General features: G+C 47.8%; 22 protein-coding genes. 6 read left to right on the top strand and 16 right to left on the bottom strand.

The genetic code is table 11. From position 1 onward, the window contains the following. Positions 1-97: 97 nt before the first annotated feature. The 5 genes from MHN31_RS16885 to MHN31_RS16865 form a co-directional block, all read right to left on the bottom strand. A complete protein-coding gene (locus MHN31_RS16885) occupies positions 98-2,221 on the bottom strand; it encodes a TonB-dependent receptor (protein WP_194866747.1) in 2,124 nt (707 codons plus the stop codon). Positions 2,222-2,414: 193 nt separating this feature from the next. After that, complete coding sequence (locus MHN31_RS16880) at positions 2,415-3,641, bottom strand: FAD-dependent oxidoreductase (protein ID WP_275446835.1); 1,227 nt, start codon at positions 3,639-3,641, stop codon at positions 2,415-2,417. Positions 3,642-3,646: 5 nt separating this feature from the next. Continuing rightward, positions 3,647-5,035, bottom strand: coding sequence for an NAD(P)/FAD-dependent oxidoreductase (locus tag MHN31_RS16875; RefSeq protein ID WP_125563396.1), 1,389 nt, complete (start codon positions 5,033-5,035; stop codon positions 3,647-3,649). Continuing rightward, positions 5,028-5,348: a 2Fe-2S iron-sulfur cluster-binding protein gene (locus MHN31_RS16870; protein ID WP_010385820.1), complete on the bottom strand. Its 321-nt coding sequence runs from the start codon at positions 5,346-5,348 to the stop codon at positions 5,028-5,030. The genes MHN31_RS16875 and MHN31_RS16870 overlap by 8 nt, the downstream gene beginning before the upstream one ends. A 338-nt stretch (positions 5,349-5,686) precedes the next feature. Beyond that, positions 5,687-6,046, bottom strand: coding sequence for a helix-turn-helix domain-containing protein (locus MHN31_RS16865; RefSeq protein ID WP_010385819.1), 360 nt, complete (start codon positions 6,044-6,046; stop codon positions 5,687-5,689). 108 nt (positions 6,047-6,154) lie between these two features. Here MHN31_RS16865 and MHN31_RS16860 point away from each other — a divergent pair, with 108 nt between their 5' ends. The 4 genes from MHN31_RS16860 to MHN31_RS16845 are packed head-to-tail and all read left to right on the top strand — an operon-like array spanning position 6,155 to position 8,767. Continuing rightward, entirely contained in the window at positions 6,155-6,736 is a 582-nt protein-coding gene (locus MHN31_RS16860) for an NAD(P)H-dependent oxidoreductase (RefSeq protein ID WP_125563398.1), read from the top strand. 9 nt (positions 6,737-6,745) lie between these two features. Next, positions 6,746-7,294, top strand: coding sequence for a redoxin domain-containing protein (locus MHN31_RS16855; RefSeq protein ID WP_239444849.1), 549 nt, complete (start codon positions 6,746-6,748; stop codon positions 7,292-7,294). 24 nt (positions 7,295-7,318) lie between these two features. Continuing rightward, positions 7,319-7,876 carry a carboxymuconolactone decarboxylase family protein gene (locus tag MHN31_RS16850; RefSeq protein ID WP_239444848.1) on the top strand — a complete coding sequence of 186 codons (558 nt, stop codon included), beginning with the start codon at positions 7,319-7,321 and terminating at the stop codon, positions 7,874-7,876. Between the two features lie 15 nt (positions 7,877-7,891). After that, positions 7,892-8,767, top strand: a complete 876-nt coding sequence (locus MHN31_RS16845) for an aminoglycoside phosphotransferase family protein (RefSeq protein WP_239444847.1) — start codon at positions 7,892-7,894, stop codon at positions 8,765-8,767. A gap of 16 nt (positions 8,768-8,783) precedes the next feature. On the opposite strand, the gene MHN31_RS16840 is transcribed toward MHN31_RS16845, so the two are convergent. The 9 genes from MHN31_RS16840 to MHN31_RS16800 form a co-directional block, all read right to left on the bottom strand. After that, positions 8,784-9,200, bottom strand: coding sequence for a GFA family protein (locus MHN31_RS16840; RefSeq protein WP_239444846.1), 417 nt, complete (start codon positions 9,198-9,200; stop codon positions 8,784-8,786). 151 nt (positions 9,201-9,351) lie between these two features. Continuing rightward, positions 9,352-9,705 carry a DUF1428 domain-containing protein gene (locus tag MHN31_RS16835; RefSeq protein WP_239444845.1) on the bottom strand — a complete coding sequence of 118 codons (354 nt, stop codon included), beginning with the start codon at positions 9,703-9,705 and terminating at the stop codon, positions 9,352-9,354. 173 nt (positions 9,706-9,878) lie between these two features. Continuing rightward, on the bottom strand, positions 9,879-10,328 hold the full coding sequence (locus MHN31_RS16830; RefSeq protein ID WP_239444844.1) for a lipoyl domain-containing protein: 450 nt from the start codon (positions 10,326-10,328) through the stop codon (positions 9,879-9,881). 42 nt (positions 10,329-10,370) lie between these two features. Beyond that, on the bottom strand, positions 10,371-11,009 hold the full coding sequence (locus MHN31_RS16825; RefSeq protein ID WP_239444843.1) for a hypothetical protein: 639 nt from the start codon (positions 11,007-11,009) through the stop codon (positions 10,371-10,373). Between the two features lie 371 nt (positions 11,010-11,380). Next, positions 11,381-11,938, bottom strand: coding sequence for a hypothetical protein (locus MHN31_RS16820; protein WP_239444842.1), 558 nt, complete (start codon positions 11,936-11,938; stop codon positions 11,381-11,383). Positions 11,939-11,947: 9 nt separating this feature from the next. Continuing rightward, positions 11,948-14,014, bottom strand: coding sequence for an LruC domain-containing protein (locus MHN31_RS16815; protein ID WP_239444841.1), 2,067 nt, complete (start codon positions 14,012-14,014; stop codon positions 11,948-11,950). Positions 14,015-14,674: 660 nt separating this feature from the next. After that, positions 14,675-17,041: an Ig-like domain-containing protein gene (locus MHN31_RS16810; protein ID WP_239444840.1), complete on the bottom strand. Its 2,367-nt coding sequence runs from the start codon at positions 17,039-17,041 to the stop codon at positions 14,675-14,677. Positions 17,042-17,572: 531 nt separating this feature from the next. Continuing rightward, positions 17,573-18,397: a hypothetical protein gene (locus MHN31_RS16805; protein ID WP_239444839.1), complete on the bottom strand. Its 825-nt coding sequence runs from the start codon at positions 18,395-18,397 to the stop codon at positions 17,573-17,575. Positions 18,398-18,427: 30 nt separating this feature from the next. After that, complete coding sequence (locus MHN31_RS16800; RefSeq protein ID WP_239444838.1) at positions 18,428-19,375, bottom strand: haloalkane dehalogenase; 948 nt, start codon at positions 19,373-19,375, stop codon at positions 18,428-18,430. A gap of 240 nt (positions 19,376-19,615) precedes the next feature. Here MHN31_RS16800 and MHN31_RS24400 point away from each other — a divergent pair, with 240 nt between their 5' ends. Both MHN31_RS24400 and MHN31_RS16790 read left to right on the top strand, forming a co-directional pair. Then, the gene (locus MHN31_RS24400; protein ID WP_239444837.1) at positions 19,616-20,662 is read left to right on the top strand and encodes a histidine kinase; all 1,047 of its coding nucleotides are present in this window, start codon (positions 19,616-19,618) and stop codon (positions 20,660-20,662) included. Positions 20,663-20,678: 16 nt separating this feature from the next. Further along, a complete protein-coding gene (locus MHN31_RS16790) occupies positions 20,679-21,431 on the top strand; it encodes a LytTR family DNA-binding domain-containing protein (RefSeq protein ID WP_239444836.1) in 753 nt (250 codons plus the stop codon). 95 nt (positions 21,432-21,526) lie between these two features. Here MHN31_RS16790 and MHN31_RS16785 read toward each other — a convergent pair whose 3' ends face one another. Continuing rightward, positions 21,527-21,931: a hypothetical protein gene (locus MHN31_RS16785; protein ID WP_239444835.1), complete on the bottom strand. Its 405-nt coding sequence runs from the start codon at positions 21,929-21,931 to the stop codon at positions 21,527-21,529. A gap of 1 nt (position 21,932) precedes the next feature. Then, on the bottom strand, positions 21,933-22,741 hold an 809-nt coding region (locus MHN31_RS16780), incomplete at its 5' end, for a hypothetical protein (protein ID WP_239444834.1).

Below are 22,741 nucleotides of genomic sequence, written 5' to 3'. Positions count from 1 at the left end.
ATTCAGGCTTTAAAAAAGCAGAGTTCTAAATAAAAAAATGTGCCCAGGCAGGGAGCACCGGGACACATTAAACGACTCAAAAGGTCTGTGGGCAAAATTAGAACTGATATGAGGTCGACACTAGTACCTTACGCGGCTCACCCGGCTGCACCCACATCTGAGAATATGAGTTGGTGAAGTGCTTGCGATCAAAGGCGTTATGTACCTGCGCCTTTACCGACCAGCGATCGCTGATTGCATACTCTGCAAACAGGTTCACAGTAACGTAGGAAGGCAGGTAGAAATCAGTACCACGCTGGCCCAGTCGCTCATCCACATACTGAGCCCCCACACCCGCTGACAAAGCATTACCAAATACCGAGTATTGCTGGCTCAGCTGAATGCTGGCTGCATTCTCAGGGATGTTTAGCAGGTCGTCGCCTTTTTTAATGGCAACACCCAGGCCGGTATCAATGGAATCTTTATCAACCTGTGCATCCAGGTGAGTAAATGAGAACTGGATCTGCGCATCTGCCGGTAACTGACCGACCACGTCCAGCTCAATGCCCTCGCTTGTAGCCTGACCAATGGCAGCACTAAAGCCTGGGTTATTGATATCAGCAACAATGATGTTGGTCTGCTCACTGTCAAAATAGGCCAGCGTGATGTCGAGGTTATTGTCGAGCAGAGACCACTTACTGCCGAACTCAATTGACTCACTCTGATTCGGATCGAAGCCATCCCCTTTGTAGTCAGTACCAAAGTTCAGACGGTAACCTTCGCCATAAGTTGAGTACAGTGACCAGTTATCACTGAACTGATAGACCAGACCCAGCTGCGGACTAAAGTGTTGCTCAGACTGATCTGCGCTCTGCATTCTGATCTTGTCGTCTGTGGTTTGTTTCAGCCAGTCAAAACGACCGCCAATACGCACCTGAAATGCGTCCGTCAGCGCTATCTGATCCTGGATATAAAAACCGGTTGCCCATTGGTTTTGCTGGCGCACAATCACCGGGGTCGGCGTCGGTGGTGTATGCTGACCATACACTGGCTGATGAATATTGATGGCATAAAGCTGTGCATCGGTTGGGTTGGTGCTAAGTGCTGGTGCGCGGGCAACCCGATAGTCTCTGTCAAACTCAAAACGGTCATAGTCAACACCTACGATGATGTGGTGTTTGATTGAACCTGTTGTGATATCCCCTGCCAGTTCAAACCGTGCCACATACTGATCGGTATCATAAGCGCGCTGTCTGTGCTGACGCGTCAGGGTCTGAAAATCTATGTAAAGCTTTTGTCTGGAAGGCGCAATATCAGCATCGCTAGACAGGCTGTCCAGCTCAGTTTGTCTATATGCCAGCGCTGAGCTAAGCTGCCAGTCACTGTTCAGGTCGTACAACCAGTTAAGCTGATGGCCATGTACCATAGTCGTTGTCGGGCCATCGCCCGGCTCTCCCAGGAAACGCTCGATGGGCATAAAGTCAAAGTTGCCGTTTGGCGCGATAATACCACGGTCAAACGGGATTTCCTGCTCGGCATACTCAAAGTCATAATGCCAGGTTGAGTCGGCACTTTGGTCGAACACGAAGGATGCCATCACGCCATGCTTTTGTGTTTCTATGGTGTCACGGAAGCTGTCTTCTTCCTGATAGAAGCCGATAAAGCGACCGGCGACCGACTCAGACAACACCGCATTCACGTCACCTTCCAGGCGGCGATGGGCGCGGCTGCCCGCTGTCAGTTCAAATTCGCTGGAAGACTGGAAAGTCGGCTTTTTAGTTACCAGGTTAATTGAGCCACCCGGCTCACCACGGCCAAACAAGGCCGCTTTTGGACCCTTAAGCACTTCAACCCGCTCAATACCCGAAATATCACGAGGGCCAGAGAATCCACGGCCCGCATTAAATCCATTAACCAGATAACCACTGGGCACATTCTCATCACCGAAGAAGCCGCGGATCGCAAAGCTATCCCACAGGCCACCCAGGCTATTTTGGCGACTGACCGACGCCGACATATCCAATACCTGAGTTAATCCTGTCACACCGGTTTGTTCAATTAATTCAGAGTCGAACTCGAACAAAGATTCTGGTGATTGCAAATGTGTAAAGTCACCACGGTAGGCCTGGCGCTCGCCGGTTACTTCAATTTTTTCAATAGTACTGTCAGCAGACACGGAAAACGCCGCAGCGAGAGACAAAGAGAGTACACTTAAACGACACGCAGAGTGTAAGGGTTTCATTATCAGTCCTTCATTATGATATATTATAACAAATATGCGCGGGGACTGTACCACGAATGCAGCCAGGTGTTAAGGTGTAATCAATGAAGTTTTTATACTGATTATTACTTTTATTTTTATTAATTAAATCGCAATAAATAGAGTGAGTTCAGGTACATCCTTGCACCCAATGCCTCTTCCCTGTTAATCGGTTTTAACCAGCCTTTTGCTCCGCCTCTTCAAAGCGCTCGACACTAAACGGCGTCAGATCCAATGACGGTGTTTTACCCATAATCAGTTCAGTCATCAGCTGACCTGTGATAGCCGATGTCAGAATACCGGTACGGAAATGGCCACAAGCATTAAGGTAACCTTCTACCCCTTCGACCGGACCCAGGATTGGCAACTCATCCGGTGTCCCCGGACGTAACCCAGCCCAGCAACGCTTGATGCTCGACTCTTTTAATATCGGCAAACACTTCATCGCCCCCTGCGACAGCTCCTGAATTTTGTCCAGGCTATTGGTGGTATCAAAGCCTTTTTCTTCTGTCGATGAACCGATCAGGATTTCGCCGTTGTCCTTTTGTGCAATGTAACAGTCACTGGTACTGATACAGCCGTTCATGATCTTTGGCATGCGCTCCGACAGCACGATTTGTCCTTTCACCGGATACACCGGCATAGTACGACCAGTGGCTTGCTGATATAACTCGTTGGCCCAGGCACCGGAGGCATTGATCAGGGTATCGCAGAAAAAGACTTCATCGCTCGTTTTCACTCCTTCCACAACATTGCCGTTGCGGATCACCGAGGTGACTTCAGTATTCAGATACAAAGACACCCCATTTTGACGTGCGCCTTCCAGATACGCGTCGACCAGCCGATACGGATTTACCTGGTGATCACAAATAAAATCAATGGCACCGATGGCATCGTCGGTCACATAAGGCTCTTCTTTTTTGAGTTGCTCGGCGTCCAGCCAGCGTACCTGATCGGCCAGGTGAGGGATCCCCTGAGTGATCTGCTCGGCGTACAACCTGTCTTCTTCGTTGTACATGATAAATTTCAGCCCTGTACGCTCAAATTTAAAATCAACACCGTGCTTCTCCAGCATCTCCTCATGCAATGCCGGATACATATTATTGGACGTTAATGCAAACTCAAAAAAGCAATCTGGCAACTGGTGCGGACGCATGACCGGCACTTCCTTACCTTGTGCCTCACTGTGCAATTTAGACAGAGTTTTAAAGAAAATGACTCCGCATCCAAGACCAACCGATTCACCAATGGCCCACAACCCGCCGGCTGACGCGCGCGACGCATTGCCAGGTTTTTTTAAATCAATTAATGCGATTTTTAAATCTGTATCGCGACTCAAAAAGTATGCGCACGCCGCACCCACTGCACCGCCACCAGCGATGACAACATCATATTTTTTCATTGTGTTCATTCCATTAAGGTAAAGGGGATAGGATCAAGGGGAAAACGTGGTTTGATCACGCCAATATTCTCTGTCAGACCTGCCTGATGCAGGTAGTCCAGCGCGTAGGAACTACAGGTTTTCCCCTGGCAGTCACCCATACCAATGCGGGTTCGCATCTTCAGGCTCGTGATGTCTTTAACGCCTTGCGCAATGGCCTCATCCAGCTGCTCTTTGCGTACTTGCTCACAGCGGCAAACCACGGTCTGTGGCTGCGCCAGAGACAATAAGCCGGGTTGACGATCCGAGAACCGGTCAAAGCCAAAACGGAATTTTTTAATCCGCGCCAGCTTGTTGTTAACTTTTGTAGCCCGTGAGAACAGCTCAGATTCTGTGATCTTTCCACACTGCCAGGCCAGACGTAATGCCGCCAATTGACCTTCACAAATGGCAGCATCAGCCCCCAGCAAGCCATTACTGTCGCCCACTACAAAAGCACTGTGATTCTGGCTTTGATGCCACTCATCCAGTGCAGGCACATAACCACTGACTTTACTGTAGGTGTGTTCCAGGCCCAGTAACATAGCAAGCTGGGTCCGTGCCACGAATCCGTACCCCACCCCAATGGCATCGACTGCCACCTGCTCAGCCAGGTCGCGTTGAGGTCGCCACTGGCTATCGTATGGCGCAACATGAATACTGCTAAGCTGTTCCTCGCCCTGCGCACTGACAATTCCCCAACCATATTTGAACGGGATTTTGTGTTTTTTGAGGTAACTCATCATGCTCATGCCCGACAGCGTTAACTTGGGCTTATTAAGCAAAGCAACGGCCTCTTTTGCCAGCTTGGCAAATGGGCTGGCTTCATACACGCCAACTACATCTACACCGGCTTTATGCAACTGGCAGGCGACCAGTGGTAATAAAGGCCCGGTGCCCACCAAGGCCATGCGCTGCCCCGGTCTGACCAGACCACTTTTAAGCTGTAGCTGCACACCGCCCAATAACATAACGCCGGGTAACTGCCAGCCAGGAAACGGAACGCTGCGCTCGTGACAACCGGTTGCCAGGATCAGATGCCCATATGGTTGACGACTCAATCCCGAGTCATCACTAAGTAAAAGTTGATTACTGCCTTCCGGGCCAAGCACCCGGGTCTGCGTTTTGACTTCAATGGATTCTCGGTGCGCCTGATAGCGGGTTTGCAATGCCGTCATGGCGCGCTTCAGGTTGTCATCCAGGTGCGGCAATGAATCCGTCTTGCGCAGCGGCCCGCGATATATCACCCCACCCAGCTTAGGTGCTTCGTCAATGATCACTGACTTTAAGCCATGACGTGCTAATTCAGCTGCCGCAGCAGTCCCCGCAGGACCGCCACCGACGATCACCACTTTGTCGTGCGTCTGGCTAGTCATGCTTGATCCCCTCTTCTTTGAAGCGGTTGGTCAGGGTTTCAACTGACATGTGTGGCTTAACTAAGGTCTGGCAGGCGCGTTGCTTGTGTTTGGCATTGATCTTAACCTGGCAACAATGGCATACCCCCATGCCACAGTAGGCACCAGATGCAACATTGCGGTCGTTTTCCATCACTTTGGCATAGTTGGCGGCAAGCAAAACCGACAACACGGTTTCCCCTTCACAGGCCTCAACAGATTGATCATCGACGGTAATTTTAAAATTGCGCGAAGGCAGAGGCGTAATGTCTCGGGTGCGCTTAAGTGGTTTCATAACTTGTCTCTCTCATGTAGTGATACATCATCGAGCGCAGCATGTACGCTTGATATACAGGACAGGTAAGAGCCAGTGACGTTGAGGGTAACTTGAAATGATAATTAAAAGTTAACTACTAAAAAGTGTACAACCGTTTTCCCGGTTCCTTTCGCTCGTCTATGCCCTATTTCAGGCACATTCAGCTCATTTCCTGTGAACGAGAGAAGATTAACCCGGAATAAACAATTAAGCCATATTTATTTACATTGAATAAACAAAAATTGATCTGGATCCGGGCATGTCGCTTTTTTATGCACTCCCTGACGACTTGCTCATCGCCAGTTCATGCTTTTCTCTTAGTCGAGTTGGTGAGATTCGGACCAGACTCGCAGTTGCTCCAGAATATGCAGTGCTGAGCGGCCAAACTCGGTCAGCTCATACGTGACTGCCACTGGCCGTTCATTAACAACCGTACGTAGCACCATGCCCTGGGATTCCAGCTCTTTGAGGCGCTGATCGATCATCTTTTTGCTGGCACCACCGAGCATTCTGGCCAGATCGTTAAATCTCACCGGCTCATCTTTAAGATGATAGATGATAGATCCCGTCCATTTTCCACCAATGAGACGCATGCCCTTTTCGATGGCACAAGGCTCCAGACACGCATTTAAAACTTTTTTTCTTCCCTTACTATCTGTTTTAACAACACTTTCCACAGTCAGCACTCCAAAATCAGGGTGGTTACCAAAAGTAAACTAATTGAATAAAGGTCACAGGTTACTATTATAAACCACGATAGTAATTAAGCCTACCGGAGAATCAACATGAACAAAGCCCTGATCATTAACGCACATCAGTATTACCCCTTTTCTGAAGGGAAACTCAATGCCACGCTGGTTAATAGTATGGTCTCTCACCTGACTACCAAGGGATACGAAACCCGAGTGGTAACAATGGCTGAACCACTCGACATTGAGCACCAACTAGATCTGCACCGCTGGGCTGATGTCGTGATCCTGCAATCCCCAATTAACTGGATGGGTCTGCCCTGGTCATTTAAAAAGTATATGGACGAGGTGTATACCGCAGGTATGGGGGGTGCGCTGTGCAATGGCGACGGACGCTCAGCCGACCAGCCTAAAGCCAATTACGGACGAGGTGGCACGCTTAGCGGCACCCGTTACATGCTCTCCGTCACCTTTAACGCCCCGGCGGAGTCGTTTAATGACGTGAATGAGTTTTTTGAGGGTAAAAGCGTGGACGACTTGCTGCTCCCGGCCCATATGAACTTTAAGTTCTTTGCTATGCAGTCTATACCTACGTTTAGCTGCTTCGATGTGATGAAAAATGCAGACATAGAGGGCGACCTTGCGCGCCTCGACACCCATTTAAACACCTACTTTTAAGGACGCACCATGAGCCACACTAACCAGTACACTCAAAAACTGCACCCCGGCAGCCCATTTCCGGACATCCAGGTTAATCTGGCCGATGGGAGTACACGTCACCTGGCGCAGGCCAATAATGCTGGCAGGTGGCAGCTGGTACTGATTTATCGGGGTCGACACTGCCCGTTATGCACGCGTTACCTCAATAAACTGGAACAATTCAAGGAGCAGCTGGCTGACATCAAAGTCGACATAGTTGCGGTATCTGGAGACAGCCTGGCACAACTGCAAAGCCACAGCGAGCAGCTCAACGTATCGTTTGAGCTGGGGTATGGTCTGCACCTTGCGGACATGAAAACCCTGGGCTTGTTTATTTCTGATCCCCGTTCAGCACAGGAAACCGACCACCCCTTTGCCGAGCCCGGGCTCTTTGTGGTCAATGAAGCCGGAAACATTCAGGTCACAGATATTTCTAACAACCCCTTTGTTCGCCCGGATCTGACTTCTTTGGTAAATGGTCTTGGCTGGATCAGGGACCCGGACAACAACTACCCCATTCGCGGTATGCATAACTAACCGCCTTTTAACAGGAGCACACACATGTTTACCTATTATGAGCCCGACACTGCACCACAAGACTCTAAACCCCTCATGGCGCAATCACTGGCCAGTTTTGGCATGCTGCCCAACCTGCATAAAGTGCTGGCAGAGTCGGCCGTGACCTACAAAGCCTATAACGATACCTTTAGCGCTTTTCTGCAAGACACCAGTTTGTCGGCCGTTGAACAGCAGGTGGTGTTTATGACCGCCAACTATGAAAATAACTGTCACTATTGTGTTCCCGGTCATACCTGGATGATGAAATCTGCCGGCATGCCCGACGATCTGATCAGCGCACTGCGCGAAGGGACCCCACTGCCAGACAGTAAACTTCAGGCACTGCAAGACTTTGTAAAAGCGCTGCTGGCAAAACAGGGGCATATTGGCGATGACGCGCTGGCAGCCTTTTTGAGTGCCGGATACAGCAAACAGCAAGCACTGGAAGTGCTAACCGGCCTGGCCGCTAAACTCATTTCCAACTTTACCAATGCACTGGCCAAAACCGAACTGGACCCACCGATGCAAGCCTATCAGTGGACCCATCCGGATTCACGTTAATCGTCCGCGTCAACTATGCAATTGGACTCATCAGACACATTAAAACAGTGCATCACAAGTCAAAGGCCACTCCAGGGTGGCCTGACCCACGACAATTCCTTGCTGATCTGCGCCGACGGCAGCCAATGGGTATGTAAACGCTCCCTTGGCCGACATCAAAGTGGACTTGCCACCGAAGCAAACACCTATTTGCTGCTCGCTAACACACGTTTCGCGCTGCCATCCAGGCTAATACACTCAGATAACGCCAGCCAGATGCTGCTTCGCCCTTATATCGAAGGGACAACCACAACAAACTGGGCACAACTCAATATTGAGCAGGTAGTCCTTATGCTCAAAGATATCCATCAGATCACAGCAACACACCATGGTAAGGTAAGCTCCCCCACCAGCCTTACTCTGAACCCGGCCAACCAACTTAGGGTCATCTGGCGATATTTCCGCAACCGCACGTCTGAACGCGCCAAAATGACGAATATCTATGGCAAGCTCAGCACGATTTTGCAGGACCGCCAGAGCCTCTTTAATTCGCTTAGCACTTTTACACTCAACCATGGCGACTTCCACCCCGGCAACCTGATTGCGACACCCGGGCAGCAGCTTGTTCCGATTGACTGGGAGCGTGCACATTTCGGCGACCCGGCTTTTGACTTAGCCCTGATCAACTGGCAAGGCCAGGGTCCCATCGTTAATCCTGCCCTGCAAGCCCGTGCAATTGCGCTCTACACTCAGTGTCCGGCAGAACAAATACAGTTACAAAAACGCGTGATATGTTGGAGTTTAGTGCGCCTGTTCAACGATTATTTATATCTCACCAGCAACGGGCTGAAGGTCGATAAACTGGGGCACTTTGAAGAGACCACAGCAACGCTTCTGAATGCGACCAGCTAAAATCACATGGCCGGTTTTACATACGGGATGACGTTCGGGCGTTTTTAAAGGTTGGAATATCAGCCTGTAGTGAACACCAATTTGCTTTGCTGCTGGTAAAAATCTGCGCATCCACTTTCACTGGAATATCTGTATCGAATGTGGATATGGCGATTTCTATGTCTTCTGGTGACACACCTTTACTTCGAAAACCGAGGCTGGACCCACAGGTATGACAAAATGTACGCGTGGTACCATTGGGGGCTGTGAACTCTTTTAAGCACTCTTTACCCGACAACCAGTTTAAATCAGTCACGGACACTAAAGTGCCAAAAGCTGCGCCATGAAATTTACGACACATAGTGCAGTGGCAATTAGCCACTTTGGTGCTGAAACCGGAGACGGAGAAGGTGACGTGTCCGCACAAACACGAGCCATGATATTCATTTTTCATACGCTTCAGTTTCCCAGCTGCAAGTCACAATATTCAATTCAGACAATACCACAAAACTTAAAATGACACTGCGACTCTGCCTGCTAGCTTAGTGAGTGGTGAGATTTCACAGTGTAAGTACTTTGCATAACCCGTATGCCAGGTTTGGCAACTATGCGGTAAGAATCGTATTAAACCCACCGTAGATTAGGCGCTTGCTATCAAATGGCATAGGGTTATTTTCCGCAGACATTCTTGGGTCTTCCATAATGGCACCCCAGCCTGTGTCACGCACCTCTTTAGACGGCCACACCACCCACGAAAAGATCACAGTTTCGTTGTCCTGAGCTTTAACCGCCAGAGGCAGAGAAGTCACTTCTCCTTGCGGCACATCATCACCCCAATTTTCTACCACTTCTAACGCACCATGTTCTTTAAACACCACTGCGGATACTTCTGCGTGTTCAATGTACTTTTCTTTATTGTCATTCGGTACTGCTGCGACAAAACAATCTACATATGACATCTTCCTCTCCTTTACCTTGGCCTTTCACATACCGTCAACCTAATCCAGATCTGACGTCGCACTGAATTGTGTACAACACAACTGCGCTGTCCCATCTTACCTATCAAGCATAGCAGGCCAGAATGAATGGCAGAGGAAATCAGTAAGTCATTCTGCTGACTGACATGGTTAACTCACGTCCCCATCAACACATAAGTCCCAATAACACCAACTAATACCCCAACAACACAACCAATAGCGCCACACATAAGCCCGCGCTTGTCAAACAGGCGCTCTCCTATCACTTGCTCCAGAAGGACCCTATCCGAATCACCTTTAACTACTTGTTCAATCATGGCCTCGCGATAATTGGCCTCTTTACGCTCAGTAAGCGTTTCTCCGGGCACGGGGCTTCTCAAATACATGGTGATTTGTTCTGGCTCGGCGTGACACCCCTGGCTGATATTCAACCCCTCTACAACACCACTGTGTGGGGCTTCAACTTCTAATATCACTTTGTCGGTCTCCACCTCAAAAAGTGCCTGCCCTGCCTCAACCTGCTGACCTTCGTTCACGTTTATGTGTGAAATTTTAGCCCGCGCTGAGTCCTCGGGTAATTGCGGTATCTCTATTGCGGTTTTCAAGGTGCCTCCTTTGCTATACATTCAATTTACGAGACATCAGTCTCAGTCTAAGCGCGAAGCCTCAACCCGACTTAATGACTGGTTACGTGCTTCTAACTCTAACAACAAGCGCTTGAAATAGGCCGGGTGAGTACTTCTGTTGTTTGCAACTATCAGTCTGATAAGTTCAAGCCCTGTGCGCCCACCATGCGAATGAAAGTCAGCATGTTTAATGGGCAGATTAACATCAGCACCAAGCTCAATCAGTCGTATCAGGTAGTCATGATCTAAATAGCCGGATAACAAGGCAGAATGAATGGGCGCCAATCCATTTGCGGGGTGATGTACGTTTAAACTGCAACCTTGCTCTTTGAACCTTAACACAAGCTGTTTAGATGCAACTTTATCCAGCTCAAACGAGTCCAGGCGAAAGGCATCAAATATGATATCGATAAGGATTGATAGGTAACTGATCCTTTGCCCATCAATATAAAAAAAGCAATCGCTCTCTAAATGTTCAATTTTAAATTTGGCTAAATTCCTTGGTACCAATGCAACCACATACTCAATAGGTGACTCCGGTTCTGGCTGCTTTTTTGTGAGCCCTTTAATTAACCACACATAATTTGGTAAAACGGCCAGGGACACACTCCAGAATAATAAAACAACCAATATCACTGTGCCCAAAACAACTCTAAACATGATCAGTCCATAGCAGGTTGTTTGAAAGCTTGCAGGTTTCACGCCACTACTTGAGCAAGCATACACCACCACTGCAATAACGCATTGTAAGTATAAAATTCAAACTAACACCTGCTGTACCAGTCTGCAAGACTGTTTTGATTTTTAGGATTCTGCAGCGCTTACAACGCCAAACCAGCAAGAAAAGATTAATAAATTTAAGGGACATTTAGCGGAAGGCCAGAAACACCAGCAGATTGCGGCTCTCAGCATAACTCCCTCAAGTCGTAAACTGGCACGTTTAACACAAAGAAAAAAGCATACCTCACTGCTGAGATATGCTTTACGTTGGACTATCGTGAGTCACCACGAATCTTGCTCATGCATACTGGTTAGTTAATTGTCCACGCTTGCTGTTGCTGAGTGCCATCAAACTCCCAGGTGTATACAAGCGGCTCGACGCCAGTACTGTAATACCAAATTTCAGCTTTTAACTTTTGCTCCGAATGCGGCAGTTCAAGCTGAACCGTTAGTCCATTGCTATCAACTGGCGCTCTCAAAAAGCAGGTATCGTCGTTGGTGAGCGCGGCATCTTGCTGACACACATTGATGTAGGCGCGACCATTGACCACATCGGGGGCAACTGAAACAGTGACCGGCACATCCGTCTGGAAATCAAACCCGCCATCTACAACCACAGCCTCCATGCCTTCCCCAACTGGGGCCTCTTCCGCAGGTTGCTCCTCAGCTACCTGCTCTTCGGTGCTACTCGCTTGCTGCTCAGTTGCGTTACCTTGCTGAGCCTGGTTACTCGATTGCGTTTGCGTTGTATTCGTCACACTGGCCTGGGCCGTATTGCTGGTCGACTGGCTGTTGCTGCTGCCTTCAGAGCCACCACCACCACATGCTGTTAGTAAAAGTGTCATTAGCGTTACGATTAATTTGTTCATGATGCTCTCCTAGTTTTGCGCTGCGTTGCTGATGGTGTATTGATAGTCAGATACTGGATTCTCAAACCAGGTTGCGTTCTGTGCGCCTGCTGACTGGGCGAATTCCACAAATTGAGGATACGCAAGTGACATATCAACGCGCTCCATTGGGTGGTCCCACTGAGAGTTAATGATAAGTGCCCAGGGCAAACCCGTTGACGTTTGGAAGTAACCATTGGTTGATGAAGTGTCATCGCCCTGGTCCAGGTAACTACTGTCAAACGCTTCGGTTGGCTCATGATTTTTAAGATGGACTTCCCAGCCACGACCGTTGTTCTGGTCTACGAATGGCCCATGGTAATGACCATCTACCGCGAAGATAAACGGGTCAACTTTGCTGTTGGTCGCCACATTCGCGTTGTAACTGGTCGCGAGCGGAATGCTGATTTCAAAAGAATAAGGCGCTCGTTGGATGTCACTACAGCCGGTTTCAGTTCTGAAGAATTTGCAGCCTGGCTGCACCGGCACCATCTCTCTGGTATCGGCAAAGATGACGACAATGGCTTCGTTTCGGTTGGCTTCCAGCGGACTGCCGTCCTGTAGTGATCCGTCAACGGTCAGTTCAACCTGGGCTTCATCAACATGCTTACGGGCAATGTCTTTTAAACGAATGGCAAAGGCATTGTGATAACCGGCCCCGACTGCGATAAGCGCGCCTTCAATGTTGTAACGCACAACCTGGTTACCAATCTGGCTGGTCGTCACACGATATCTCACTACCACGTCATTAAAGTCATAGTCGCCTTTTTGCGGCCATAAATCTTCAAACGCGGCGGTTTTCCACGAGGTCGAGTTCTGGATCAGGCTGCTGGCAACAACAGAGACATTCAAATCTTCCACTTCACCATTATCAATCCCGCCCTGTGGTGCAATATCACTGGTGTTCGAAACCCGGAATCTGGCCCAGGTGCTGCCTGCGACAGCATCAACAGGCACAGGAATGAGCACACGGTTTTCACCGGCAACCCCATGGTACTCACTTATCACACGCTCTGACTGCTGGAACTGGCCATCACCGTTCCAGTCAATCCAGGCATTCACATACCCGGATTTCGATAGCGTGAACGAAACCAGCGTTTCATAGCCTGTTTCAAGGTTGGTTAAAAAGCTAATGCCGTTGTCGTCGTCTGTGGCTTTAGGTACATATTCTGCACTGACACTCTGGCCGAAAAATAAGTCACCCACATTATGACGCGCACCATTGGCGTTAAGCGAGGTGCCATAGCTATCCGGTGCGTCGCCATAGTCTATGGTTGGGTCTTCTGTATCATCAATAATCGGGGCTGTTGCACAGCGTGCGCCGTCGTTAGTATTGGAAACCGGACCATATGCGAAAAGCTGGGTATTATTTGTATCGTTTATATCTATTTTATAAACATGCCCGTCCTGATTTCTGCTGATGTAAAAATTGCTCTCCACATCAAAATAGACGGCTCCAAACGTTCCTGACTGACCCACATTGCCAAGATTGGTGCTGGTGCCATTTGATACGTCAATGCGGTGTAGATTACCATTGCTGTCTACGCTATATGCCAGGCTGGCATTTTCATTAGGTGCAAACGCCATATCAAAGATATTAAGGTTCAGCGCACTGCCATCAATGATACGCTCTGCCTGCAAATAGTCGTCGCTGTTTTCGTCGAGCGATACACGATAAAGACCTAAGCTACTGCCTTTCTTATAAACATAAAATGCATTCTCGTGAATAGCGACATCACCCACGTAAAAGTTGGTATCGGGGAATCCCGACGTCATGATGGGCTCAAGAACGTAGTCTTTTCCCACCCGACCGATGTCTTTGTTACTGTAGTCCCAACCGTAAATGTAACGGTCGTGGACGCTAAACCCGATGCCATTAAGCTTGTTGTTGGTACCAACGTTTTCAGCGAACGTGGTGTACGAACCTGAGACCAGGTTAACGCCATACATAGTTGCCGTGTTCCCCTGCACCAAAAAGGCTTTTGACGGACACGTGTCGAACGGGGCGGCTGATAGTCCTGCGGAAAACACGCAGGCTCCGAATAATATCTTTTTCATGTGACTCTCCAACGTTTTGATTTGCTGCTAGAGAGATTGCAAGCATGAGGCCAACTTTATGACACTGATTTTTAAAGGTTTTTATTTTTCTGATTTGCGTTATTGCAATACGCAATGCAGGATGAAAATCACAATGAGAAAAACGAGACTAAAAAGCACGCTCAGCGTGTGCTCAATCACACGCCATGAATCACTAAGCTAATTGACGTGTAGACTAGTGGTTATGATTTATAGACGTCCCTGGTCTTGCGCATGTCGTAGACTCTGTTTTTACGTGTTTCATCAAAACCGACCAGCTGGACATAGTCTTTTGGGTTCGACAATGTGCCAAACAACAGATCCCAGGTAGCTAACCCATAATTTGTTTATGGTAACTATATTTATGATGAACTCTGCGCATTTCAGGACGTTGCAACACAAAACCCGGTAAGTACGACGTTTTCAGCTTAGTCCCGATTTAAGAAGCGAATTAAAAGTTGAAAATCAAAGTGATGGAAGCGGTCGATGTGCTTTCTGGCCCTATGGGAAAAAACCAGCCAAAGATAGGAATATGAAACGATATAATCTGGAAAAACTGCCTGCTGCTAAAGGCCGGTCGTAAACGTCACCCGGAGCGTCTTTATTACTTTTGCTCCGGGTTTCGTTTTGGTATGGAAGCCGTTAATTTAGCACTTTGCGTATTACACGCAGGGTATTAGTACTATAATTCTTGCTCCCGATATTCGTTGTACCATCTGCGGATTTATGTACCCATACTGGTTCCCTGGGTAAGTCTAGCTCAGCAATGGGATTAGCAAATACATAGTTGAGTTTGCTATTAAGCTTTACTTCCACGACTTCGTCGTTGCTGTGGTTATAACCTATCCCGGAAACTGAGCCATCTTCATTGACATAAGCCGCATATTCGAAATTAATGTCGAAATCATCATACTCACGGACCTCCGACAGCAAACCTAGGTCAGGATCCAACTTGATTCTAATGTCACTCGATGCATGATCAGCGCCAAAAAGTAACAGGTTATTTTGATTATCCAACTTAAATGTTGTGAAAAGTTCTACGTAATTGAGAATGCCTTCCCAGAAGTGTGTTTGCTGAAAGTCAGTATCAACTTTAACAACATACAGACCACTACTAAAGTCCGAACGCGAGCTCAACACACCGCCAATTGCCAGTTGCTCAGAGTTTACGACCAATAGCTGCTTCGGGATGTTATGGTAAGCAGCGTTCGGGTTAGTCAGCGCTGTGCTTTTAACTATCTCACCCGTGGACAAGTCCAGTTGCTGTATTTGCGCATCGTAGTCTCCATCTTGTGGCTTATACACTTTCAGGCGATAATACTGATCATTCCACACAACCGCAGAGTGCATATTACCTATGTGATCCGTGTCGGTTGTGCTTTCCGCTTCGCTGTACCAGATTAATTCGCCACTCGCACTGAACTTAGCACTTACTGAAAAATAGGCTCTAACAGTCCCATCATAAATGTCACCACTGGCGATCAACTCCCCATTGGCAAGTTCATGAATCTCCCTCAGAGGCGCACTTCCGGGCTTCTCAATGGTTTTTTCCCATTCAACACGCCCATAAGCATCTAGCTTTGTAAGCCAGTTGTCATTTCGTACTGAAGATAGGATGACAAGCCCTTTATCCTGAGTCTCTATACTGGTAAACGAGTGACCGTCGTTTGGAAAGCTAACATCATATTGCGCAACGTCGATATACCATGAATCACTCCAGAGTGACTGGTTACCTGCAATGTCAGTCGCTTGCATCTGCCATCTGTAGTTACCCGCAGGCAATAACAATTCGATATTGTTCGCACCGCTAACTGACTCAGTAAAAGACTGTTGAGTCTTAGTATTAATCGCTGTCAACGTGTATGAATCAATATTCTGCACACCATCCCAACTGAATGCTACACGATGCTGAGAAGCTTCTGGTGTCATGTTAACAGAGACGTTGTTTGGCGTCTGTGGCGCGGCAAGGTTCACTAAAGTCATAGCGGGTTCAGAGATATGACCGTAAGCATTTACGATCCTTGCCTCAAATTGCATGTAACCTGGATTGAGCCCTTCAAACACTAACGCACCGCCATCTTGAGTTGTGGCCATCAGTTGGTCATAACCTGATACGGACAGTTGCATGTAAAACCCGTCTTCAAGCTCCGGCGCTGCAAAAGTCAATTTGTAGCCCTGTTCGCTGAACTCGATTTCAGGTTCACCCAGTGCTGCTGGAGCGAGAGGATTCAATAGGCTGAATTCAGCTGGTGCAGACCAAGGGCCAGTATGGTCATGTGCATTTTTTGCACGGTAGCTAATAATGTAGTCGCCAGGGGATAAGTCGCTCAGTCCAACATTGACACTATCAGATGTAACGAATGTTTCTTCGTCATTAAACGCTACCTTTACCTCGTAATTAGTAGCGCCTTCGACTGGATTTAGCGCAAGTTGCAGCGCATCGACATTGCGCACCTCAGCCTGCAATGCATTAAACACCAACGGGTCAATCACTTCGTTTGTCACTTCTACGGTGAACGGGTTATTCAGAAGGTGACGTTGATCCTGTTGATCCACGGCTTCAATTGTAATAGTCGGTGATGAATTGCCCCAAAAGTACGCATTCCAGTCAAATGTCCAGGGAGCCGTCTTGATAGTACTGATTTTCTCACCGTTAACCAGCAAAGACAGTTCTTTTACCAAGCTTTCATCAGAGACGGCAACTTTGACTTCAGTTGAAGCTGCGCTGACAATACTTGTGCTGGATAAAGAAGTGACTGAGATAGACAGAGGCTGCTCTTCAGACTCTTTTTCCGGCTCTTCAGATTCAGTCTCTTTCGACTCTTCAGCTTCTTCAGTTTCTGACTCTTTAGACTCTTCTGGCTCTGTTGTTGAGTTAGTCTCCGGCTCTGTCACTTTTTGCTCTTCAGAACCGACATTAGTTTGTTTGTTATCATCACCTGACCCTGAACCGCATCCTGCCAGAGCTAAACACATTACCAGACTCAGTGGTAGAGTTGTTTTATTCATTAAATGAACTTCCATTATAATTGCAAAATTGGGCGCATTATACCTGCAAGATCATTGGTTGGAAAGTAACCATCAATGTACTTTAATTGAAAACGCATAAGACACTACTGCACATGGATTAAATATTGAAATCTGACGCTTCCCCTATGAAAATATACATTAATTTCGATCAAACCTGACACTTCAATATGCAAACTCAGAACGCTGTTCCTGTAATTAAAAGTGTCAATCTGCACCCCAAAAAGATACTAAGTAACGCTCATACTGTCTTGTAACTTATTAATCAAAACGGGATAGTTTAACTAATGCGAGGATGCCACTGTTCAACGGTAGACGTGTCAATTTTCTCATCGAGCTGGCCGGCCAAAGCCATAGCGAATTCACTCAAAAAGGACCGCTTCGCTGAGTATCCGTCTCTTTGACTTTGGTCCTTGTCATGGTTTGCAAAGCCCTGACTCAGACACCGACTCCAATGTTGGTGTCTGAGCCATGTCAAGCGAATAGCTGTCTCAGGTAAGTGATCTGTTAAGACTACTGCACCAGCTGATAACTATTGCCTAATTCATCCTGCAATACATAAGCAATGCCCTCTGCGGGCGTCATATCCAGCGCTTCCGTCAAGATACGACTGGAAAACGTCCAGCCTTCAGGCAGCGTGAGCCGATCTCCCAGGTTTGCCAAGTCATCCATTTGCAATGAAGCGTCCGAAATACGGCTGAACGACTGCATCACAAAAACCTGACCTGTGTTATCGGTTAGCTCATAAATGCGTCTGCCTTTATAGAAGTGCCAGGTATTGCTTCTCGACACCTCACCGGCAACGTAAGGAAGTTGTTCGCCCTGCGCAGCGCTCAGATCTGCGGTGGTTAATAAACGCATGTTTATTTCACCGAACTGGCGAATTTGCGTTTCAGCCTCTTGCGCTATCACCTCCGCTCCCCGGCTTTCGTCCACCACAAAAAAACGTGGACCGTTAGGGATTGCAGTCAGTGCGCCGTATTCTGCGACAACGTCTTCAAAGTCAATGGCATCCCACTGAGCCTGACGACACATATCCACGCCCGGCGTACCCCACACCTGAGCAACTATTTTGTCATCTTGCAGGAAAGGCAATAAGATCTCACAGTACCGCATGTTGTAGCTTGGCCCGCCCGTGACCAGCGGAGTCTGTGGCGCGGTCGTTTGCAAAAAATCTAACACATGCAGCGCCAGGTCCTCTCCTACATCATCCTGGATAAAGTGCCCGGCCTGAAAACGTCTGTGATCTACCCCGTCAGAGCCTGGTACATGGTCTACCCACTTGCGCTGATTGGCTTCGCTGCCGAGTCCTGTGTCATATTCGCCTGCATTGAACATAAACGGGTTATGATAAGCGCCCAGCGTTTGCTATGCCGGTAAAGTTTGCATTTCTATGCCGGAGAGCATGGAAGGAAACGCCCGGATAGCCGCTTTGTACTGCACATTGGGATAAGGCGCATTGTATGCGGTGACTTCGGCCTCAGTCAGTTCAATTGCAGAGAGCTTTTGCACCACATCCCCCGCCATCAGCTCCGGTACACTGGCGGCATAATCGATCCATTGCTGAAACCCTTCGACGCGATCACTTGAACGGGTATCAAAAAAGGTGCTGGCATCTGCTGGTTGCGACTCATCTATCTCAAAGCTGGGCACTTGATAAGGGTTCGTACCAGTCGGAATAATGGGCATATCCCCATTTGCGACGACGATTCTGGCAAAGCGCTCAGACATATTCCCTGCCACTCTCAACCCGATCAGACTGCCCCAGTCTTGTACAAACAAATTGATATCGGTGAGTTGTAGCTGATTAATAAACGCCTTGGTCCAGGCGACATGATGTTCGTACTGATGCACCGCCACATTAAGGGGTTTATCTGACTTACCCATGCCCATATTATCAAGGGCAATCACACGATAACCGGCCTCAGCCAATATCGGGATCATTTTTCGATATAAGTACGACCAGCTTGGCTGGCCGTGCAGCATGAGTACCACTTCACCGTCTTTTGGTCCTTCATCCACGTAATGCAGCCTTAACCCTTCAATGTCCAGATAATTCGCTGCAAAATCATAGCCAGGTAGCTCATCAAAACACGCATCCGGAGTGCGGATAAACTCCACGCCTTTGCTGGTGGTTGAAGGCACCATTTCTGCCTCCAGACAGGCCTCGCTGAGCGGCCCGGTTGTGGGCCGGGTTTCTACCGGGGTGTCTGTGCTGACCGTTTCTTCGACACTGGCCGTGTCATCATCGTTGTCACTACAGGCCACCAGTATGCTACTGAACAGGCATACGCCAATGACCTTACGCAAAGTCATAACTGACTGCTTTAATTTGAATTGTGATGATCGAATGTTGTAAACCATGGTTGTTTTCCTTATGTATCAGATGACAATGACTTGTCTTACCGGGACACAGGAATAACACCGCGCAATTGACCGCCCCAGCCTGTTGCGTGCAGATGGTGTAAAAGTCTGCGCCAATGGTGTCGAGGCAACGTTTCATCCAAGCAAATTTGCTTGTACCATTTACTCTATCAACAACGATTGGATCACCGAGTGAATACTGCACCTACCGCAGAGAGCCAGATCGGCCTTTATAACAAAAGCACCACCCAGGCCTGGATATTTCTACTGATCTGGCCCTGGTTCAATATCTTGCTGCTGTCCTGTGTGTTGCTGCTACTCGATATATTTACACTGACCCTGTTAGCTGAGGTAATAGTGAAAATATGGAGCGGATTTTGTGCAGGCTACCTGCTGTTTAACCTGTGTGAGTCAATCTGTGCGCGGTTTTTGCCCGCCCAGTTTTTGCCTGCGTGGTGTCGTCATAACATCTGGCTGCTCAGGCCGTTTTCCATCATTCTGCTGTACATCCTGATTGGCCCTATCGTCAGCTTGCCCACCAGCAATGCAGTAACCCAGGTGACCTTTTTGCCCATAGTGATTATGTTACTTGAGACCCTGGTCTACATTGCGGTCATGCTGATGCTCAAGCAGCAAACCTATCACTTTCAGTCGCAGCTGCAGGCAAAACAAGCTGAGTTACAAATGCTGAAAATGCAGTCGAATCCGCACTTTTTGTTCAACACGCTTAACCTGATTGCCAGTGAAGTTACTCAAGACCCGCACAAAGCAAAAGCGCTGATTTACGACCTGAGTGATCTGCTGCGCCACACCGTTGAACTGGCCAAACAACAGTTTGTTACACTTGAGCAGGAGCTTAAACTGGTGGAGCTTTACCTTGTGCTGCAACAAAAAAGGTTCGCCGATCGGCTGACATTTGATCTGGATTGCCCGGGTAAACTCGACCCGCTGCCGGTCCCCTCTTTACTGTTGCTGCCGATTGTTGAAAACGCCGTGAAATATGGCATTGCCCCCTACGCGCGAGCAGGCCATATCAGTATCATTATTGAAACGACGGAGCATGACCTGCTGATTGAAGTGCAGGATACGGGCGCACCTTTTGACGACACCCAGCTCAGTCAGGGCGAGGGACTGCGCATTATTCGTGAAACCCTGAATCTGCATTATCGGGGCGCTGCGAGTTTCAGGCTGATCTCCTGCGATGAAGGCACCAGTGCATTTATCCAGCTACCCCGATAACCAAACCGAGCCGTATATGACTAAGAAAACCGTGATCATCGTCGACGACGAACAGGCAGCCAGACAACAGTTAAAAGAAGTGATCTGTGGCTTTGATGAGCTCACCCTTGTTGCCGAGGCAGCCGATGGCAAATCCGCCATTGAACAGATCATGCTTAAGCGCCCGGATATTGTGTTTCTGGATATTGAAATGCCAGAGCTCAATGGCTTTGATGTCGCCAAAGCGACGCAGGATTTACAGTATCAGCTGGTTTTTATGACCGCGTACGAACAATACGCACTGAAAGCCTTTGACACCAATGCCATCGATTACTTAGTCAAACCCGCCAGGCCGGAGCTGATTGCCAAAAGCATAGGCAAAATCATTCGTCAGCAGTCCCAGATTAAGCCATCGGACTCCACAGCGTGCCTGACACTCAGTGATCATGCACAGCAAAAGCTCATTGAGTTTGAACACATCAATTACATTGAAAGTATTGGCCGCTATCGGCGGGTGCACCTGACCCAACCCGGAGCAGAGATTCACAACACAGAGACTATTATTTCTGAACAAACGCTTGATGGCTTTTGCAGTCAATTGCCCGAGTCACTATTTTACCGGCTGCACCGCAGCTACATCATTAATGCCACCCAGCTATTAGCGCTTAAATACCAGGCCCGCAAACACTTTGTGCTGCTGGCAGGCGCCGATAACCCAATCCCGGTATCACGGAGCTTTGTGCAAACTCTGAAGGCGCGGATCGCTGAACGAACGCACACTGAGGACTGACCAAACACGGATTTAAAGGACAAAATAGCCATCCCGGATGACGCCTCGGGATGGCTGATATGGTTAAAGTTAGCTATTGGCGCCATTGTTTCTTGTTATGTTTCAGATACTTGATCAAGCCGCCATATTGTTTTGTTTTGAAGAGCGTATAGCGCTAAAACAAAATAAAATGAAAAAATGACTACTACTGTAACTGGGTCAAAACCACCGTCTTCGAACCCTCCTATTAGTTCGTCAATAATCCCTATAACCAATAAAGATTGCCAGAATGCTCTGTTAAGAAACCGTATACCCAAAGCATAAAAAATACACCCAATCAAAATTGAAGAGGTAATCAAACTTCGTATTACCTGAATAGCATCAGGAGAGTTTATAAAAAACGAAATTTCAATATAGATGTAAAGGTGGAATATAAACCATGGAAGCCAGAGCAGCCTCAGTGATTTCCATTTCGTAATTTGCATCGTACTTGCTATGGTGGCCTTGTTATGTTTTTTCATGCTAAAGCGACCGAGTAAATGGGGCGTGCCCGCCCATATTAACATTGACTGAACTGATTGCGCCGCACTTCAAACATTCATACTTGTAAGTAGTAGAGTAGTCTTCTTTAACTATGATTGTTTCAATAATTTTAATATCTCCCTTTTTGGTTGCTATCGGCGGAAAAAAGGAATTACCTGAGTTAAAGCTTTTACATTTGCACCAACCTCTAGAAACGTCTCCGAGATAATTTGATGCTCTAAGGGCTGTAAACCTATAGTCACGACCGTAACTCCTTTCGACGGGAAGGTTTGCAACTAAACACCTAAATTCGTCAAAACGAGAAGCTAAAGCTTCAAGTGTAGGTTCATGAGTGAGGCTTAGAATATCGGAACAAATATCTTGAATTTGTTCAGTATCCCCACTCGCAAAAGCTTCAACTACTCTTTTGAAAGGAATCTCGATAGAGTCATCACATGTTTCCATTTCAAAACCTTGATCTATGAATGTAGGCACCTTTTGCTTGTAAGCCATCATTTTTTGATCGAAACCGTCAGATGAAATATCAACATCTATTTTCTCATTGAGTTGAGTTTTCTTTAATCGATAGCGATAAGAAATCACCAATCTTAGAGCAAGCTTAAGCACTAGATAAATAGCCAACATGCCTATGAGGGTATACAACATCTGCTCGAGTTCTCTTAGTGAACAGCTAGAAACATAACGCCCGATTCTGAGGAATCCCCAGATAATCATTCTTAAAATCAATGTGATGGACACGCACGGCATTGTTTGATCTAATTTATTTCGCCAAAAACTAACCAGATAAC

The organism is Pseudoalteromonas sp. McH1-42, assembly GCF_022347845.1.
Lineage (GTDB): Bacteria > Pseudomonadota > Gammaproteobacteria > Enterobacterales > Alteromonadaceae > Pseudoalteromonas > Pseudoalteromonas rubra_D.
The sequence above is the reverse complement of the archived record's forward strand: the minus strand, read 5'-3'. Positions and strand labels throughout refer to the sequence as shown.